Raw genomic sequence first — 17,501 nt, 5'->3', positions numbered from 1 at the left:
GCCGGCGGGAGACACGGTGCCGCCGGCATTGGCGGTCACGGTGACGTTGCAGGTCTGGTAGTCGATGTTCTTGGGGGTGATGACCAGCTTGTCCAGCTGGGGAGACTTCTTGGCGGGGCCGGTGAACACCAGGGTGCCAGCGCCAGCCTCGGTGACCTCGATGTCAAAGGTGACGGTGTGGGTGGCGGTGGCGCTGTCCCCGGCGCCAGCGGAGACGGTGCCGGAGGTGATCTTACCGTCCGCCTCGCTCCAAGCCAGGGAGTTGTTGGTGTCGCCGCTGCGGTAGGTGGCGGTGACGGTGTAGGTGCCGGTGCGGTCGGCCACATAGGGGAAGGAGATGGTGTCGTTCTGGTTCAGGCAGTTGATGAACTTGCCGTGGCTGGCCCAGCTGGCCTCAGAGACCTGGAGGGGCCAAGTCTCGCCCTCGCCGGTGTTCTTGAGAATGGCGAACTCAGCTTCCACGGTGTAGGTGGAGTTGGGCTGCCAGGGGAAGGGCACGGGGTCGTCAGCAGAGTACTGCTCGCGCTCCACTAGAGCGCCCTTGGCGGCCTGGATGGCGGCCACAGCCTGGGCCATAGCCTCCTGGTCGGCGTCGGTGGAAGCCAGCAGCTCCTTGCCCTGAGCCACGGCCTGGGCGTAGGCGTCCCAGCCGGAGGAGTACCACTCGCCCAGCTTGCCCTCGGCCTCATTCACCAGGGCCTCCAGCTGCTCGCGAGAGGCGGAGTCCATATCCTTGATGGTGACGGTGGCGATGGGGTTGAAGCCCAGGATGACGTCCTTGTCGGCGGAGGACAGCTCGATGGTGAACTCCCGGTCGCCGGTGATGTTGGTGTTGCGGCGGGTCTCCACCGGAGCGGTTTTCTCGGTCTCACCGGGCTGGAAGGTGACCTCGGTGTTCAGCTCGGTGTTGAAGTCATCCTGAATGGCGGAGCCGGGGTTGGGGGACAGGCGCACGGTGACCGGCTCGTCGCTGGTGCCGCCCACGCGGACCAGCTTGACGTCCATGCGCTGGTCCTCGTTCATGGTGTAGCGGCTCTCCTCGATGCCGATCATGCCCTTGCCGCCGTTGTTGATGGTGTAGGCGGCCTCGATGCCGATGGCCTTGGAGGTGACCCGCAGCTCCAGGGTGTGCTCGCCGTCGGCCAGGTCCTCGGAGACGAAGATGTACTGACCCAGGGCACGGGCGGAGGCGTTGGTGTCGATGGTGGACACCTTCTCGCCGTCGATGTAGATGTCAGCCTTGCCGTGGTTGGGGTCCTTGGTACCCAGCAGGTAGATCTTGGAGCCGGTGAAGTTGACGGTGAAGGTAGCACCGGCGTTGGCCCACTTGTTGGTGCCGCCGATGAACTGGGAGCCAGTCTCGTCGGTCCAGCCGTTGGAGAACTGGAAGGCCCCATTCTTGATGTCGATGACGTCCATGCCGTCGGGGGCGGCGCCGGAGAGCTCAAAGCCCTCGCTGGCCTTGTACACGCCCACCTCGCTGATCATGGGCACCTTGTCGTCGGGGGTGGACACGGTGATCCGCACCTGATCGCCCCGGACGGCGCCGGTGCGCACCAGACGCTTGGCGCCGATGGTCTGGCCGGACTGCATCTCGTGCCACTCGCCGCTGGCATCGCGATACTCCACTTTGTAGGAGTTGATGCGCTGGCCGTTCTGGATGGCCTCTTCCACGCTCACCACGTCGAAGCTCTTCACGCCGCCCAGGTCGATGAGCAGGGTGCCCTCGTTGGTGCCGTCCTCGGTGGTCCAGTAGGTGGCGTCGTTGCCGTCGATGGTGTTGCCGGGCTTGTAGGCCACGTCATTGCCGCGGACGTTGGTGGCCTGCACGGAGGTGGCCAGGTTCTTCTTAAAGGTCTCCTGGACGTTCTGGCCGAACTCGGTCACACGGTCCAAAATGGCCTGGTCCACGGTGCCCTGGTTGTTGGGGGGCACGTTGAGCAGGAAGGTGCCGTTGTGGCCCACGGAGCGGAAGTACATCTCGCCCAGAGCGGCAATGGTCTTGGGGGTGTTCTTGGTGGTGCCCCAGAACCAGCCGGAGGTGATGCGGGCGTCACACTCAGGCACGGTCCACTGGTTGCCGTTTTCCAGGCCCACGGTGTAGCCGCCCTGAGAGCCGCTGTTGATGGTGTTGTTGTCGTAGTTCACCATGGACTTGGACCAGGTGTCGTCGGCGGCGTAGCCGTTCTCGTTGCCGATCCAGCGCACGGTGGTGTAGGCCTCAGCGCCGAAGAGCATACAGTCGGCCTCATAGCCGGCCTTCTTGCCCTCGTTGCTCTGAATGGTATTAAACCACTTCTGGAAGTCGTACTCCTGGGCGTTGGCGCCGGAGCCCTTGGCTCCGTCCATCCACACCTCGACGAAGTGGCCGTCGTTGCCGTACTTGTCGTTGCCCAGGATCTCCTGGAGCTGGTTGTTGTAGTACTCGTTGTAGTCCAGCACGTCGTTTTCCTTGCTGGTGGGGTTGCCGTTGGCGTCGTAGTAGCCGTAGCTGTCGTCGTGGATATCCCAGGGAGACAGATACAGGCCCATGTTCATGTCGTACTTGGTGCAGGCCTCGGACAGCTCAGCCAGAATGTCGCCCTGGCCGTTTTTGTAGCTGGTGTTGGCCACATCGTACTCGGTGTAGGCACTGTTCCAGATACAGAAGCCGTCGTGGTGCTTGGCGGTGACGATGAGCATCTGGAAGCCGGCGTCCTTCAGAGTCTTGACCATGGTGTCAGCGTCGAAGTCGGTCTCCAGCTTGAAGATCTCATCGGGGGTCTTGTCCCCGTAGTGCTCGCCCCACTCGATCTCGTTGAAGGTGTTGGGGCCAAAGTGGCAGAATGCGGACAGCTCTGCCTTCTGATACCAATACTGATTGGCGTTGGGCAAAACGGTGTCCGGGGTGGGGGCTGGGGTGGCGTTGTCGGTGAGAGACGCATCCCCGATGTAGGTGGGCTCTGCGGCCCAAGCAGTCGGGAAGCTGGTGCCTACCACAGTAGAGGCCAGCATGGTCCCCGCCAAAGCCAGAGCCAAACCGCGCTTAGCAGGACGTTTTCCTTTCATGTACATTCCTTCCTTTCATACGTGCGGCGCATTGTGGGACACGCGCCGTTTTTCATTTATATCATACCATACCCCACTTGCCATCGGTACATGTTCTTGTGCGAAATCCCAAATTTGTGAGGTTCGGCAGATTTAAGTATAATTTTTTGTAAAAATTAGATAATATTTCTTCCAGAAACAGGGATTCCCTCTGTTCCCGTGGCGGACAAATTGTTTTGCAGCTTGCACAACGCCCCGGCCTACCTATTTATAAGGTAGACCGGGGCGCTCTTTTATCCCACTTGATAGACTTGTCGGTCGTGGAACTCCTGGGTCTTGCCGTCGTTCCAGTTCTGTACCGGGCGGTAGTATCCGGTGATGCGGCTGTACACCTCGGCGGGCTTGCCGCAGTGGGGGCAGGTGAACTGCTCCCCGGGCAGGTATCCGTGGTCGGCGCACACCGAGTAGGTGGGGGAAATGGTGTAGTAGGGCAGCTTGTAATGTTCCGCGATTTTGCGCACCAGGGCGGCGGCAGACTGCCAGCTGGGCAGTTTCTCCCCCAGGAAGGCGTGGAACACCGTGCCGGAGGTGTAGAGCACTTGGAGCTGGTCCTGCACGTCCAGGGCGGCGAACAGGTCGTCGGTGCACCCCACAGGCAGGTGGGAGGAGTTGGTGTAGTAGGGGGTGCCGTGGTCGTTGGCGGTGCGGATGAGGGGGTATTTCTCCTTGTCGTGCTTGGCAAAGCGGTAGGTGGTGGACTCTGCCGGGGTGGCCTCCAGGTTAAAGAGGTCCCCATACTGCTCCTGGTAGTCGGAGAGGCGTTCCCGCATGTGGGTGAGCACCTCCACGGCGAAGGCCTGGGTGTCCGGGTGGGTGAGGTCGTGGTGCAGCCAGGGGGCGTTGAGGCCCACCTCGTTCATCCCCACCAGGCCGATGGTGGAGAAATGGTTTCGGAAGGTGCCCAGATAGTGGCGGGTGTAGGGGTACAGGCCGTTTTCCATCAGTTGGGTGATGACGGTGCGCTTGGTGTGCAGGGAGCGGGCGGCCAGGTCCATGAGGTGGTCCAGCCGCTGATAGAATTCCTCCGGGTCCTTGGACAGGTAGGCGATGCGGGGCAGGTTGATGGTCACCACGCCCACGCTGCCCGTGGACTCGCCGGAGCCGAAGTAGCCCCCGGACTTCTTGCGCAGCTCCCGCAGGTCCAGCCGCAGGCGGCAGCACATGGAGCGCACGTCGGAGGGCTCCATGTCCGAGTTGATGTAGTTGGAGAAATAGGGGGTGCCGTACTTGGCGGTCATCTCAAAGAGCAGCTTGTTGTTCTCCGTCTCCGACCAGTCGAAGTCCCGGGTGATGGAGTAGGTGGGAATGGGGTACTGGAAGCCCCGGCCATTGGCGTCCCCCTCAATCATGATCTCCAAAAAGGCCCGGTTGACCATGTCCATCTCCTTTTTGCAGTCCCCATAGGTGAAGTCCATGAACTTCCCGCCCACAATGGCGGGCTGTCCCGCCAGATCGGGGGGCACCGTCCAGTCCAGGGTGATGTTGGTAAAGGGGGCCTGGGTGCCCCAGCGGCTGGGGGTGTTCACCCCGTAGACAAAGGACTGGATGCACTGCTTCACCTCGTGCTGGCTCAGATGGTCCACCCGGACAAAGGGGGCCAGATAGGTGTCGAAGGAGGAGAAGGCCTGGGCTCCAGCCCACTCGTTTTGCATGATGCCCAGGAAATTCACCATCTGGTTGCACAGGGTGGACAGGTGACGGGCGGGGGACGAGGTGATTTTCCCCGGCACGCCTCCCAGACCCTGATAGATGAGCTGTTTCAGGGACCACCCGGCGCAGTACCCGGTGAGCATGGACAGGTCGTGGAGGTGCAGGTCCCCGTCCCGGTGGGCCTGGGCCACCTCCTGGTCGTAGATTTCGCTGAGCCAGTAGTTGGCGGTGATGGCCCCGGAGTTGGACAGAATGAGGCCCCCCACCGAGTAGGTGACGGTGGAGTTCTCCTTCACCCGCCAGTCGTTGATGCGCAGATAGTTGTCCACCAGCTCCTTGTAGTTGAGGAGGGTGGACGAGGCGTGGCGCACGTTTTCCCGCTGCTTGCGGTAGAGAATGTAGGCCTTGGCCACCTGGTCATACCCCGCCTGGATGAGCACCACTTCCACGCTGTCCTGGATGTCCTCCACGGCGATGAGGTCGTTTTGAATCTTGGGCTGAAAATCCGCCGTCACCCGCAGCGCCAGCAGCTCCACCACCTCCGGGTGGGCCTGCTGCCCCTGGGCCTCAAAGGCACGGGTCATGGCGGCGATGATCTTGCTTAATTGAAAGGGAACGGTGGAGCCGTCCCGCTTGGTCACTTGGTACATAGGCCACGCTCCTCTCTGTGTTTGCGGTTGCCGCCCCGCGGGCGGTGCTCTTTCATGATAGCACGCCCCCTGACGAAAATCAACATATATTGCTATGTTATATTTTGGACACAAGATATTGTGTATTCAAGCGTGTCCCTGCCAGGGACGCTCCGCTGGGCCCCATTTCTCGCCGATGAGAAATGGGGGAAAGAATCGCCAAAGGCGGGGCCTTCCCCCGCCTTGTGGAATCCACCCCGCCGGTACGGGGCTGCCTGATGCGTCTTTCTCTTCTCGGCCCTGGTCCGGTGGGGTCACATAGATAGACTGTCTTTCTACAGAATGCACCTGCTTCTCTGAAAAATGCTACTTCTACTCCCAGGGCCTCACCCTGGTGAGCCACTGTTCCCAGCGATCGGTGGCCTGGCTGACGGCGGCGGGAACGCCGCTTCTCCAGGGAAGGCCCGGAGGTGGAAACCGCCCAGCCATAGGGCCAGCTGCCATAGTGGCCTGGTGTGGTGGCAGTGGCAGGAGCCACAGCAAGGGTAACGGGCCGAACATAGGCTTGACATATTTACAGCCTCGTACCCCAGGGAGGTCCTTAGGGGGGAACGCCCTAAGCGGGTTTTGGTTCCTTTTGCCCGCACAAAAGGAACCCCCAGCGGGGAGCGTCACCCTTGACAACCCGGCTCCACCCGTCTACCATGAATGGGAGAACAAAAAAGGGGGAATTGCCATGACCATCGATGGATTTCAGCCCATGACCCTGCTGGACTTTCCCAACAAGGTGGGGTGCACCGTATTTTTGAAGGGCTGCAACTTCCGCTGCCCCTTCTGCCACAACGCCCCCCTGGTGGAGGGGGAGCGCCCCTCCCCTGCCATGACCCTGGAGGAGCTGCACCACTTCCTCACCCGGCGGCAGGGGCTGCTGGACGGGGTGTGCGTCAGCGGCGGCGAGCCCCTGTTGAATCCCCAGCTGCCCCAGCTGCTGGAGCTGGTCAAGGGCCTGGGCTATCTGGTGAAGGTGGACACCAACGGGAGTTTTCCACAGCGGCTTGTGGAATTGTGGAAGTCTGGCCTGGTGGACTACGTGGCCATGGACATCAAAAATAGCCCCGCCCGGTACGCCGAGACCGTGGGCGTGGAGGGGCTGGACCTCTCCCCCATCCGGGAGAGCGTTTCCTGGCTGCTAGAGGGCCGGGTGGACTACGAATTTCGCACCACCGTGGTGCGCCAGTTCCACGACGCCCAGTCCTTTGCCCAGATTGGGCCTTGGATTGCCGGGGCCAAGCGGTATTACCTCCAGACCTTCACCCACCGGGACACGGTGCTGCGCCCGGGCCTCTCCGCCTGGGACGGGGAGACCATGGAGGGCTTTGCCGCCCAAATGCGCCCCTATGTGTCAAACGTCGAAGTGCGTTGAAGGGGGTCGAACGGTTCCATCTTTACATTTTGTATCAAACAAGGTATGATGTTACCGACAATTTATGACCTTCTCCCGCCCCAGGCGGGGGAACTGTTCGAGGTGACAATATGGAAATCAAACGCATGCAATTGGGCATGATTCAAACCAACTGTTATATCTTCTGGGACGAGAACACCCTGGACTGCGCCGTGGTGGACCCCGGCGACGACGGGGAGCAGGTGGCCGCTTTCATCCAGGGCCGTGGCCTGAATCCCGTGGCCATCCTCCTCACCCACAGCCACTTTGACCACATTCTGGGCATTCCCGGCCTGCGTGCTCAGTGGCCCAACCTGCCCGTATACTGCCACCCGGCGGATGTGAACCCCAACGAGACCACCACTTCCCTGTTCGGCACCACCTTCCCCAGCGTCAGCTCTTTTGGGAACGTGCTGCCCTACCAGGAGGGGGACACCGTGCCCGTAGGCGGCCTCACCGTCCACGTGCTCCATACCCCCGGCCACACCCCCGGCGGCGTGGTGCTCCAGGTGGAAGACGCCCTGTTTACCGGAGACACCCTCTTTGAGGGGTCCATGGGCCGCACCGATTTGGAGGGGGGCAGCGAGACTCAGCTGCTCCATTCTCTCAAGCGCCTGGCCCAGCTGCCCGGGGACTGGCGGGTGTTCCCCGGCCACGAGGGCTCCTCGACCCTGGAGCGGGAGCGCACCACCAACTTCTGCATGCTGGAGGCCATGAGACGGGGATGAAGCTGTATTTGGTGGGCCACCAGTACCAGTACGCCGTGGAGCAGATGATGATGACCCTGTTCCCCGGCCAAAAACCCGAATATCCCGACACACCACCCACCTGGGACCAATCCATGGCCCAGGTGGAACTGTTCACCCGGGGGCATGAAGTGGTGGCCCATGCCAAGCTGTGGTGGGACGGGGGTGTGTATGAGGCCCAGCGCAGCGAGCCGGAGGCCAACCTCACCGGCGGGCTGGAGGACGACCGGGTGCGCCAGCGGGTGATTCGCCTGGCCTTCTACGACGCCGGAGTGGCCGCTCTGGGCCAAGAGCCCCCCTGGGGGGCCCTCACCGGGGTGCGCCCGGTGAAGCTGCCCACCCGCCAGATGGTGGCGGGCGACACCCCCCAGCAGGCCCGGGACACCCTGACTAATCTCTACCGGGTCAGCCCCTCCCGGGCGGACCTGGCCATGGACTGTGCCCACGCCGCCCTGTCTGTCATCCGCAGCCTGGAGCCCAAACAGCTGTCTTTGTATGTGGGTATCCCCTTCTGCCCTACCCGGTGCGCCTACTGCTCCTTCATCTCCGCCGATGTGAAGGGGGCTCTGGCCCTGGTGGAGCCCTACGTGGACGCCCTGTGCCGGGAGATTGAGGAGGCCGGGGCGCAGCTCAGAGCCCACGGCGTCACCGTCAAGACCGCCTACATGGGAGGCGGCACCCCCACTACCCTGTCCGCTGAGCAAATGGACCGGGTGCTCACCCACATGGAGCAGCACTTGCCCCTGGAGGGGTGCGTGGAGTTCACGGTGGAGGCGGGCCGCCCGGACACCATTACCCGGGAAAAGTTGGAGGTCTTGAAGGCCCACCACATCCACCGCATCTCCATCAACCCCCAGACCATGGAGGACTCGGTGCTCATCGAGATGGGCCGGGCCCACACCGCCGCCCAGATCGTGGACGCCATGGAGTTGGCCCGTGACGCCTACGGCGGCATGGTAAATATGGATTTGATTGCAGGACTGCCCACCGACACCGTGGAGGGCTTTGCCCGCACCCTGGAGCAGGTGGTGGCTATGGACCCCGCCAACATCACGGTCCACACCCTGGCCCTGAAAAAGGGGGCCAAGCTCATGGAGGAGCAGGGTAAGCTGTGCACGCCCCAGGAAGTGGCGGACATGCTGGCCTATGCCGAGAACACCCTGCGGGGGGCGGGATATGTGCCCTACTACCTGTACCGGCAGAAGTACATGTCCGGCTCTTTTGAAAATGTGGGCTGGGCCAAGCCTGGTGCCGTATGCGCCTATAACATCATCATGATGGAGGAGTTGCAGTCGGTGCTCTCCCTGGGGGCCGGGGGCATCACCAAGCTGGTCAACCCCGCCACGGGGAAGATCGACCGCCTGTCCAACCCCAAGTACCCCAAGGAGTATTTGGAGAGCTGGGAGCGGATTTGCCAGCATAAGGCCCAGGCGGCGGAGTTTCAACATCATTTGAATGGTTGAGGTTACCTGTAATGTATTGACATCATTTTCCTGTAGAAGTATAATGTGTGGTAACAACCTTACCGCATCACTTTGAGGAAAGGAGAGACCATAAGACTCCTTTTTAGGGGCTTTATGGGAAAGATTATGAAAACAAAGAGGTACCTTGCTCTGACCATTGCTTTGGTTCTGCTCATTGCGCTGTTTCCTGTAACAGCGTGGAACCAGGCCATAGCCGCTCCCGCCAACGATACAGTGGACATTTCTGACCCTGCTTTTTTGGCCTACCTGAACAGTGAACTGGACGAAAGCAGACCCAGTGACACACCCATTACCCAAGAAGAAATGGCCAGTTTTACCTCCATCGATACTCGGTGGACGGAAGAGTCGATCAGCAGCATCAAAGGCATTTCTGCTGCAGTGAATCTGAAACGGCTGGCAGTATCCGGGGATATAACCGGTTTGGAGGATATTGCTGCGCTGGAGAATTTGACGTCTCTGACGGTAACGGAAAATGAAAATGTGGAAGATTTGACCTTTTTGGGAGAGAAGCCCAATCTGACTTCCTTGTCTGTGGGAGAAAACCCGAATATGACCTCTCTCCAAGGCTTGACTTCCAATACCTGTCCTTCCCTGTCCGTACTCGATTTGTCTCTGAACTCCAATTTGGCGGATATTTCTGCTTTGGATCATGTAGCCTTCCCTGGGCTGACCAAACTGGATTTGGGTGACAGCTCTGCAATTTCCAGCATTTCTGCACTGTGTGGATATACCGCTCTGACCGATTTAAACCTGGAGAAGGTGAAAATTACAGAGGAAAACCGTGAGGACTATCGAAACGCAGTTGCCAGCCTAACAGCGCTGAAGTCCCTATATATGCCTTATTGTGGAGTTACGGATGCCGATGCTGAGGTAATGTTTGCGCCCCTGTCTCAGCTGAAAACTCTTGTCCTGAACGTCAATGATCTGACCAGTGTGGACTTTGTGGATACTATGTCCGCCAACCTTACCACGCTTGGTCTCTACGGCAACGAGATTACCGACATGGACAGCCTGAAAAAGTTTCAGGATTTGAAGACGTTGGGCTTTAGTGGAAACCATGTCACTGATTTCAGCTTTATTTCTGCATTGCCTCAGTTGGGGAATGGTAGCATTCGCCATGAAGAGGGAACGGAAAGCTTCCCCTTTGTCTCCCAATTCCAAGTGGGAGATCCCTCTGACCGCATAGAACTCGGCAATGGCACCCTTACCATTGAAAATCCCTATGTGCAGCCCAATGGTGAGCCCATTTCCTTCGCAGAGGCTTTGCCTGCCCATGTGCTTGGACAGCCGGATGACTCTGGTTACACCATTTCTTATGACGAGGCGACAAACGAGATTACCCTGGAACATGTGAGTGGAGATGTGAGCTTCTATGTGAACTATCAGCTGCCCGCATCCAATGGGAAATTTAAGGTGTGTAAGCTGTTCATCAATGTGTACGCCGATCATCAGCACACCTGGTCTGCCACCACCTATACCTGGGCGGAGGATGGCAGTTCCTGCACGGCCTCCCGGGTGTGCGAAGACAATGCTGCCCATGTGGAACAGGCCACTGCTGTGATTGACCAGCGGCAGACCAAGGAGCCCACGTGCACACAGGCTGGTGAGACGACCTATACCGCTACGTTTAACCAGGATTGGGCTGTGACCCAGACTATGACCCTGGCCGATGTGGCCAAGCTGTCCCACAGTTACAGCCAGGCATGGCAGTGGGATGACACCAGTCATTTCCATAGCTGTGAGCTCTGTGGAGAAAAAGCAGATGCCGCTGCCCATACGTTCCAGTGGGTCACGGATACCCAGGCCGGAGAGAAGTACCAGAAGTGCACCGTGTGCGGCTATCAGTTGGCTGCGGAGCCTCTGCCTACCGCTTCCCCCGCTCCCTCTGCTACCCCCAATCCTGCTCCCTCCGCCACGCCTGCCCCCAGTCAGCCCCCTCAGACTGGAGATACCTCCTCTGTGCTGCTGTGGATTTCGGCCCTGGCTATGTGTTCGGTCCTGCTTCCTGCCCTGATCGCCTGGAAGCGAAATGTCAGATAATTTTCTGATCATCCCATCGGGACGCAGTAGCCGCTGCGTCCCGATTTTTTTCAGAAAACCATTGACAACGCCCCCAGGCGTTGATATAATGTCAAAGCCGCTTTGAATGGGACATAAGTGAAGCGTTCGCTTCCTCCCCCGACAGCGAGCCCGTAATAAAGGAAAGGCAGGTGCAAAGTATGCACGCAATCATCGAGACCGGCGGCAAGCAGTACAAGGTGACCGAGGGCGACGTCCTCTACATCGAGAAGCTGGATGCCGAGGCCGGTAGCTCCATCACCTTCGACAAGGTTCTGGCTGTCCTGAACGGCGACAGCGCTACCTTCGGCGCTCCCGTTGTGGAGGGTGCCTCCGTCACCGCCAACGTGGTGAAGAACGGCAAGGGCAAGAAGGTGCTGGTCTTCAAGTACAAGCCCAAGAAGAACTACCGCCGTCGTCAGGGCCATCGTCAGCCCTACACCAAGGTGGAGATCACCAAGGTCAACGCCTAATTTAGGAGGCGCCATATGACCACCGTCACATTCCACGCAAGCAATGGCCGCATGGACGGCGTTGTGGTGGATGGACACAGCGGCTACGCCGATGCCGGGTCCGACATCGTCTGTGCCGCCATCTCCTCTACCGTGGGCCTTCTGGAGTGTACCTTGAATGAGGTGCTGGGTCTGGGAGCGCCGGTAAAGGTCAAGGAGGAGGAAGCCCACCTGTCTCTGCGGCTTCCTACTGGCCTGAGCGAGGGAAATGAGCACACCAGCCAGAATCTGATGGTTGGCTTGATGGTCTATCTCCAGGCTCTGAGCCAGGAATACCCCGACAATCTCATCGTTCTGCTGGACGATGATGACGAGGACTGAGGTCCTCAATCAGCCTTTAGAAAGGACGGTAACGACTTATGCTGAAGATCAACATCCAGCTCTTCGCTCACAAGAAGGGCGGCGGCTCCACCAAGAACGGCCGTGACTCCGAGTCCAAGCGCCTGGGCGTGAAGCGTGCCGACGGTCAGTTCGTTCTGGCCGGCAACATTCTGGTTCGTCAGCGCGGCAGCCACATCCACCCCGGCACCAACGTGGGTAAGGGCTCCGACGACACCCTGTTCGCCCTGGTGGACGGCAAGGTGAAGTTCGAGCGCATGGGCAAGGACCGCAAGAAGGTCTCCGTGTACGAGATCGCTCAGTAATGCTGTTAAAACGTCCCGGACATAGCTCTTGTCCGGGACGTTTTTGTAATCCCACAAAATGCACGCATTTTGTGGGAGCTTGCAGCCCGCTGCATGCATAATTGGGTCAAAGGGCGACCCAATTCCACACTGGCGGGCTCCAGAAGTGTCTTTTCCCATGCGCATGTCCTGGGAAAAGACGTGATTTTAATTTATTTCCCCGCCTGAAGGCGGGGAAACTCTGCCGAGGGCTTTTTGACCTGGGCGCTCAATCGAAATCTGTGCCGCAGGCACACCATACTTCTTCATTATTCATTATTCGTTATTCACTTTTTTCGAAATGGAGGTGCCTACCATGGCCAATCAATTCATTGATACCGCCCGAATCCTGGTGCGGGCCGGGGCGGGCGGCGGCGGCGCCGTCTCCTTCCACCGGGAGAAATACGTGGCCGCTGGCGGTCCCGACGGCGGCGACGGCGGACGGGGCGGCAACATCGTCCTCACCGTGGACCCCCACATGTCCACCCTCATGGACTTCCGCTATAAGCGCAAGTATGTGGCCGAAACCGGCATGAACGGCAGCGGCAAGCGCTGCACCGGCAAGGACGGGGCGGACCTGGTCATCAAGGTGCCTCGTGGCACCGTGGTGCGGGACGCCGAGACCAAGGAAATCATCTGCGACATGTCCGATGACAAGCCCTTTGTACTGGCCAAGGGCGGCAAGGGCGGCTGGGGCAACCAGCACTTTGCCACCCCCACCCGCCAGGTGCCCCGGTTTGCCAAGGCCGGCCTGCCCGGGCAGGAGCGGGACGTCATCCTGGAGCTGAAGCTGCTGGCCGACGTGGGACTGGTGGGCTTCCCCAACGTGGGCAAGTCCACCCTCTTGAGCGTGGTCACCCGTGCCCAGCCCAAGATCGCCAACTACCACTTCACTACCCTCTTCCCCAACCTGGGCGTGGTGCCCATGGAGGAGGGCCGCTCCTTCGTGCTGGCCGACATCCCCGGCATCATTGAGGGCGCCGCCGAGGGCGCCGGACTGGGCCACGACTTTTTGCGCCACATTGACCGCTGCCGCCTCCTGATCCACGTGGTGGACGTGTCTGGCAGCGAGGGCCGGGACCCGGTGGAGGACTTCGACACCATCTGCACCGAGCTGGAGCAGTGGTCCCCCGAGCTGGCCAGCCGCAAAATGCTGGTGGCTGCCAACAAGGTGGACGTGATGGAGGACCCCGAGCTGCTGGAGCGGCTGCGGGCCCACGTGGAGGCCAAGGGCTGCCGTCTCTTTGAGATGTCCGCCGCCACCCACCAGGGCACCAAAGAGCTGATGTACGCCGCCGCCGACGAGCTGGCCCACCTCCCCCCCATCCTGGTGTTCGAGCCCACCTTTGTGGAGCGTCCCCCCGAGGTGGACACCTCCGCCCCCCTGGAGATCACCCGGGACGACGACGGCACCTGGCTGGTGGACGGGCCCTGGCTGCGCCAGCTCATGGCCAACGTCAACTTCTCCGACTACGAGAGCCGCAACTGGTTCGACAAGCGGCTGCGGGAAGCGGGCGTCTTCGACCAGATGGAGGCCAAGGGTGTCACCGACGGCGACCTGGTGTGCCTGTACAACCTGGAATTCGAGTATCAGAAGTGAGAAAAACACCCTGGAAGCGATGGCTTCCAGGGTGTTTTTTAGTGCGCATGTTCGTCAATGAACCGGGGTTCCAGCTTGGAATAGACAATTTTCTGGCTGGAGTACAACGAGAACTTGCCGCTGAGCAGGTAGCTGAGGGCACAGGCCAGGGCGAAGAACAGAAGCCCCTCACTGCCGAACAGCTCCACACTCAAAAAGATGCTGGCCAGGGGGCAATTCACCACCCCGCAAAACAGAGCGATCATACACACCGCCGCCCCAAAGCCCGGGTCCACCCCCAGCAGCGGGGCCACGGCACAGCCGAAGGTGGCCCCCACAAAGAAGGTGGGCACGATCTCGCCGCCCCGGTAGCCCGCCCCCAGGGTGAGAGCGGTGAGCAGCAGTTTCAACGCAAAGGCCCAGGGCACGTGCACGGTGCCCTCATCCACCGCCAGGGCGATGATGTGGCCCCCTGCCCCGTTGTAGTCGCCGCTGCCCTCCAGGAGGCTGATGGTCACCACCAGCACGCCACCCACCACGGCCCGCAGATAGGGATTGCGGAAGGTGTGGGCGTACCAGTGCCCGGTCTGGTGCACCACCACGCAGAAGGCGATGGCCAGCAGGGCGCACCCCACCCCCAGCACCCCAATCTGGGCCAGAGACGCCGCGCCCAGGGTGGGAATGGCGTCCAGGGTGTAGTGCTCCCCCTCCACCCCCAGCAGGACGGTGACCCCCGTGGACACCAGGGCGGTGAGCAGACAGGGGAAAAAGGCGGAGTAGTGGACGATGCCCACGCTCACCACCTCCATGGCAAACACCGTGGCGGTGAGTGGGGTGCCAAACAGGGCGGCAAACAGGCCGCTCATGCCGCACATGACCTCCACATTCATCTGGCGTTCCCCCAGGTGCACCCGCTGGCCCACCTGGCAGGCCAGACTGCCGCCAATTTGCAGGGCCGCTCCCTCCCGGCCCGCGCTGCCGCCGGTGAGGTGGGTGAGCACCGAGCCGATGAAAATGAGGGGGGCCAGGCGCAGAGGCGGACGCTGGCCGGAGCGTACGCTGGCGATGATCTGGTTGGTGCCGCTGTCGTTTTCCATGCCACAGACCTGGTACAGCCACACAATGGCCAGACCTGCCAGGGGCATACACAACAGCAGCCAGGGGTGCTGCCCTCGCCATGCGGTCACCAGAGTGATGGCATGAGAAAAGGCGGACCCCGCCGCCCCGCATACCACACCCGTGAGGGCTGCCAACACGGTCCAGTGGACCCAGGCCCCCGCCGTGGGGCTGACCCTGCCCCAGAAATCCCTCGCTTTTTCTCTCATATCCTCCCGCCCTTTACGGTTACATTGGTGATTTCGATTATATTCCCCCCTCCCTACACTGTCAAGGGCGGGGGGAGCAAACCGCTCCTCCCGCCCGGGGTATGTGGGTTCAGCCGCCACGGGTGAAGGTCACTTCACCCAGACTGACGTTGCTGAAATCCATATTTAACTTGTCGCCGTCCAAAGTGTAGGGGGTGGCCCCATCGCTGCCCGGCTCCGTGTCCTTGTCATCGGAGGTGTACATCTGATTCCCCTCCAGCCGGTACTGGCCCTCCGTCTGAATCTGCTGGACTACGGAGGAGCTCAGATTGCCCATGCTCTGTTCCATCAAGTCGGTGAAGCTCTCCCGGTCCATGCCGGACTGGGCCAGGGCCTCATCCACCGTCATGTTGGTGATGCCCTGCTCCTTGAGCATCTGCTCCATGTATACCATGGTGGCATCCACCGACTTCTGAATCAGCGCATCCATGCTCTCGTCCAGCTTATCCTGGTCCACCGTCATGATATAGGTGTTGTCGTCCCGGAATTCCATCTCCAGGGGAATGTAGAAGTTCTCTAGCTCCAGCTCGTCGGCGATCTCGGGGGCGGTCACCCGTATCCCCTCCACCACTTGGTCCATCATATCCACCTGGCCGGACCAGGCGCCCACCAGGTCCTCCTTGGGGTCGTTGCCGCCGCAGGCGGCCAGGGTCAGAGTCAGTCCTAAGGCCAGAGGCAATGCCATCCATCTGTGTTTCATGGTTCATAACTCCTTTCCTCGTCTCTCTTGGGCGCATAGCTGCGCTTTTTGGTTCCATCATATCATACGTGTGCATATCTTTCAAGCAGGGCCCAGGATGTTACAAATTTTTTGGATTATTTGACGTGATTTGTCTGGAGAATTTGGCGGTTTTGCCCCGGATTTTCGCGGTTGCTGCCGGTTCAACCGCTCTTTTTTGGCCCGAGTTTCTGCCATATGGAGGATTTTTCCGGCTTTTTGTAGCCAGAGGGTTCCTGTGCTGCCTGGGGCAAAGAAACTTTGAAAAATTTTTCACAACCCCCTTCCATTTGGCTGGAATGTGATGTATAATAGCCTTGCGCAAACGCGATCATCCAATTTTATAAGGAGTGATACCAATGAGCATTAAAGTAGGTATTAACGGTTTTGGCCGTATCGGCCGAATGGTTTTCCGCGCCAGCATCAATCATCCCGAGATCGAGATCGTGGGTATCAACGATCTGTGTCCCGCTGATTACCTGGCCTATATGCTGAAGTACGACACCATGCACGGCCACTTCGAGGGCGAGGTTTCCGCCACCGAGACCGGCATCGTTGTCAACGGCAAGGAGATCCCTGTCTTCGCCGAGCGTAACCCCGCTGACATTCCCTGGGGCAAGCTGGAGGCTGAGTACGTTGTGGAGTCCACCGGCCTGTTCCTGACCAAGGAGAAGGCTCAGGCTCACATCGACGCCGGCGCCAAGAAGGTCATCATGTCCGCTCCTTCCAAGGACGACACCCCCATGTTCGTGTGCGGCGTCAACCTGGACGCTTACACCTCCGACATGACCTTCGTGTCCAACGCTTCCTGCACCACCAACTGCCTGGCCCCCATCGCTAAGGTGCTGAACGACAACTTCGGCATCAAGGACGGCCTGATGACCACCGTGCACTCTGTCACCGCTACCCAGAAGACCGTTGACGGTCCCTCTCTGAAGGATTGGCGCGGCGGCCGTGCTGCTACCGGCAACATCATCCCCTCCTCCACTGGCGCTGCTAAGGCCGTGGGCAAGGTCATCCCCGCTCTGAACGGCAAGCTGACCGGTATGTCCATGCGTGTTCCCACCCTGGACGTGTCCGTGGTCGACCTGACTGTCAACCTGGAGAAGCCCGCCACCTACGCTGAGATCTGCGACGCCATGAAGAAGGCTTCCGAGGGCGAGCTGAAGGGCGTTCTGGGCTACACCGACGAGGACGTGGTGTCCAGCGACTTCCTGGGCGATTCCCGCACCTCCATCTTCGATGCCAAGGCTGGTATCGCTCTGACCGACACCTTCGTGAAGGTCGTGTCCTGGTACGACAACGAGATGGGTTACTCCAACAAGGTTCTGGAGCTCATCAAGCACATGTACTCCGTGGACCACAAGTAAGAAAACCATTTCAAAGGGCTCTGCTTTAAGCAGAGCCCTTTTTTTGCGCTTTTTGGTTCCAAAAGGGGGAAGATTGACCTTCTCCCCGGCTTGGTTTAGGCTTGCCAGCCTGGTGGGGACGCTACCCGCTGGGGGTTTCTTTTGCCCGGTCAAAAGAAACCAAAACCCGCTTAGGGCGTTCCCCCCTAAGTACCCCCCTGG

General features: G+C 60.2%; 13 protein-coding genes. 9 read left to right on the top strand and 4 right to left on the bottom strand.

The genetic code is table 11. The features are described from left to right. Nucleotides 1-3,048: alpha-L-fucosidase (locus tag E0L15_RS06095; protein ID WP_243155409.1), on the bottom strand; the 3,048-nt coding region annotated here is incomplete at its 3' end. 272 nt (nt 3,049-3,320) lie between these two features. Then, nucleotides 3,321-5,387 (bottom strand): ribonucleoside triphosphate reductase, encoded by a 2,067-nt coding sequence (locus E0L15_RS06090; RefSeq protein WP_243155408.1) that lies wholly within the window; start codon nt 5,385-5,387, stop codon nt 3,321-3,323. A 715-nt stretch (nt 5,388-6,102) separates the two neighbouring features. Here E0L15_RS06090 and E0L15_RS06085 point away from each other — a divergent pair. The 8 genes from E0L15_RS06085 to obgE all read left to right on the top strand — a co-directional run bounded on the left by E0L15_RS06085 (nt 6,103) and on the right by obgE (nt 13,869). Further along, nucleotides 6,103-6,789, top strand: a complete 687-nt coding sequence (locus E0L15_RS06085) for an anaerobic ribonucleoside-triphosphate reductase activating protein (RefSeq protein ID WP_168124925.1) — start codon at nt 6,103-6,105, stop codon at nt 6,787-6,789. 110 nt (nt 6,790-6,899) lie between these two features. Beyond that, the gene (locus tag E0L15_RS06080) at nt 6,900-7,535 is read left to right on the top strand and encodes an MBL fold metallo-hydrolase (RefSeq protein WP_168124924.1); all 636 of its coding nucleotides are present in this window, start codon (nt 6,900-6,902) and stop codon (nt 7,533-7,535) included. After that, nucleotides 7,532-9,016: a coproporphyrinogen dehydrogenase HemZ gene (gene hemZ, locus E0L15_RS06075; RefSeq protein ID WP_168124923.1), complete on the top strand. Its 1,485-nt coding sequence runs from the start codon at nt 7,532-7,534 to the stop codon at nt 9,014-9,016. Before E0L15_RS06080 ends, hemZ begins: the two co-directional genes overlap by 4 nt. Nucleotides 9,017-9,142: 126 nt before the next feature. Beyond that, nucleotides 9,143-11,077, top strand: a complete 1,935-nt coding sequence (locus E0L15_RS06070) for a leucine-rich repeat domain-containing protein (RefSeq protein WP_168124922.1) — start codon at nt 9,143-9,145, stop codon at nt 11,075-11,077. A 179-nt stretch (nt 11,078-11,256) separates the two neighbouring features. Continuing rightward, nucleotides 11,257-11,568 carry a 50S ribosomal protein L21 gene (gene rplU, locus E0L15_RS06065; protein ID WP_087233272.1) on the top strand — a complete coding sequence of 104 codons (312 nt, stop codon included), beginning with the start codon at nt 11,257-11,259 and terminating at the stop codon, nt 11,566-11,568. A 15-nt stretch (nt 11,569-11,583) separates the two neighbouring features. Next, the gene (locus E0L15_RS06060) at nt 11,584-11,928 is read left to right on the top strand and encodes a ribosomal-processing cysteine protease Prp (RefSeq protein ID WP_168124921.1); all 345 of its coding nucleotides are present in this window, start codon (nt 11,584-11,586) and stop codon (nt 11,926-11,928) included. A 38-nt stretch (nt 11,929-11,966) separates the two neighbouring features. Continuing rightward, a complete protein-coding gene (gene rpmA / locus E0L15_RS06055; RefSeq protein WP_087233266.1) occupies nt 11,967-12,251 on the top strand; it encodes a 50S ribosomal protein L27 in 285 nt (94 codons plus the stop codon). Between the two features lie 334 nt (nt 12,252-12,585). Then, complete coding sequence (gene obgE, locus E0L15_RS06050; protein WP_087233263.1) at nt 12,586-13,869, top strand: GTPase ObgE; 1,284 nt, start codon at nt 12,586-12,588, stop codon at nt 13,867-13,869. A 38-nt stretch (nt 13,870-13,907) separates the two neighbouring features. Here the strand turns inward: obgE and E0L15_RS06045 are convergent, their stop codons facing one another. After that, nucleotides 13,908-15,173: a chloride channel protein gene (locus tag E0L15_RS06045; RefSeq protein ID WP_168124920.1), complete on the bottom strand. Its 1,266-nt coding sequence runs from the start codon at nt 15,171-15,173 to the stop codon at nt 13,908-13,910. A 109-nt stretch (nt 15,174-15,282) separates the two neighbouring features. After that, nucleotides 15,283-15,912, bottom strand: a complete 630-nt coding sequence (locus E0L15_RS06040; protein WP_168124919.1) for a hypothetical protein — start codon at nt 15,910-15,912, stop codon at nt 15,283-15,285. Nucleotides 15,913-16,289: 377 nt separating this feature from the next. On the opposite strand from E0L15_RS06040, the gene gap reads away from it, so the two are divergent. Then, on the top strand, nt 16,290-17,300 hold the full coding sequence (gene gap / locus E0L15_RS06035; RefSeq protein ID WP_087233254.1) for a type I glyceraldehyde-3-phosphate dehydrogenase: 1,011 nt from the start codon (nt 16,290-16,292) through the stop codon (nt 17,298-17,300). Nucleotides 17,301-17,501 lie beyond the last annotated feature (201 nt).

Origin of the sequence: Pseudoflavonifractor sp. SW1122, from assembly GCF_012027765.1 — a bacterium.
In the GTDB taxonomy this organism is placed as follows: Bacteria; Bacillota; Clostridia; order Oscillospirales; family Oscillospiraceae; genus Enterenecus; species Enterenecus faecium.
This window is presented reverse-complemented; position numbering and strand designations above follow the sequence as displayed.

Bases quoted from the DNA above. Each gene is read 5' to 3' on its own strand.
- E0L15_RS06090 (WP_243155408.1), bottom strand. From the start codon at position 5,387: ATGTACCAAGTGACCAAGCGGGACGGCTCCACCGTTCCCTTTCAATTA.
- E0L15_RS06085 (WP_168124925.1), top strand. From the start codon at position 6,103: ATGACCATCGATGGATTTCAGCCCATGACCCTGCTGGACTTTCCCAAC.
- E0L15_RS06080 (WP_168124924.1), top strand. From the start codon at position 6,900: ATGGAAATCAAACGCATGCAATTGGGCATGATTCAAACCAACTGTTAT.
- hemZ (WP_168124923.1), top strand. From the start codon at position 7,532: ATGAAGCTGTATTTGGTGGGCCACCAGTACCAGTACGCCGTGGAGCAG.
- E0L15_RS06070 (WP_168124922.1), top strand. From the start codon at position 9,143: ATGAAAACAAAGAGGTACCTTGCTCTGACCATTGCTTTGGTTCTGCTC.
- rplU (WP_087233272.1), top strand. From the start codon at position 11,257: ATGCACGCAATCATCGAGACCGGCGGCAAGCAGTACAAGGTGACCGAG.
- E0L15_RS06060 (WP_168124921.1), top strand. From the start codon at position 11,584: ATGACCACCGTCACATTCCACGCAAGCAATGGCCGCATGGACGGCGTT.
- rpmA (WP_087233266.1), top strand. From the start codon at position 11,967: ATGCTGAAGATCAACATCCAGCTCTTCGCTCACAAGAAGGGCGGCGGC.
- obgE (WP_087233263.1), top strand. From the start codon at position 12,586: ATGGCCAATCAATTCATTGATACCGCCCGAATCCTGGTGCGGGCCGGG.
- E0L15_RS06045 (WP_168124920.1), bottom strand. From the start codon at position 15,173: ATGAGAGAAAAAGCGAGGGATTTCTGGGGCAGGGTCAGCCCCACGGCG.
- E0L15_RS06040 (WP_168124919.1), bottom strand. From the start codon at position 15,912: ATGAAACACAGATGGATGGCATTGCCTCTGGCCTTAGGACTGACTCTG.
- gap (WP_087233254.1), top strand. From the start codon at position 16,290: ATGAGCATTAAAGTAGGTATTAACGGTTTTGGCCGTATCGGCCGAATG.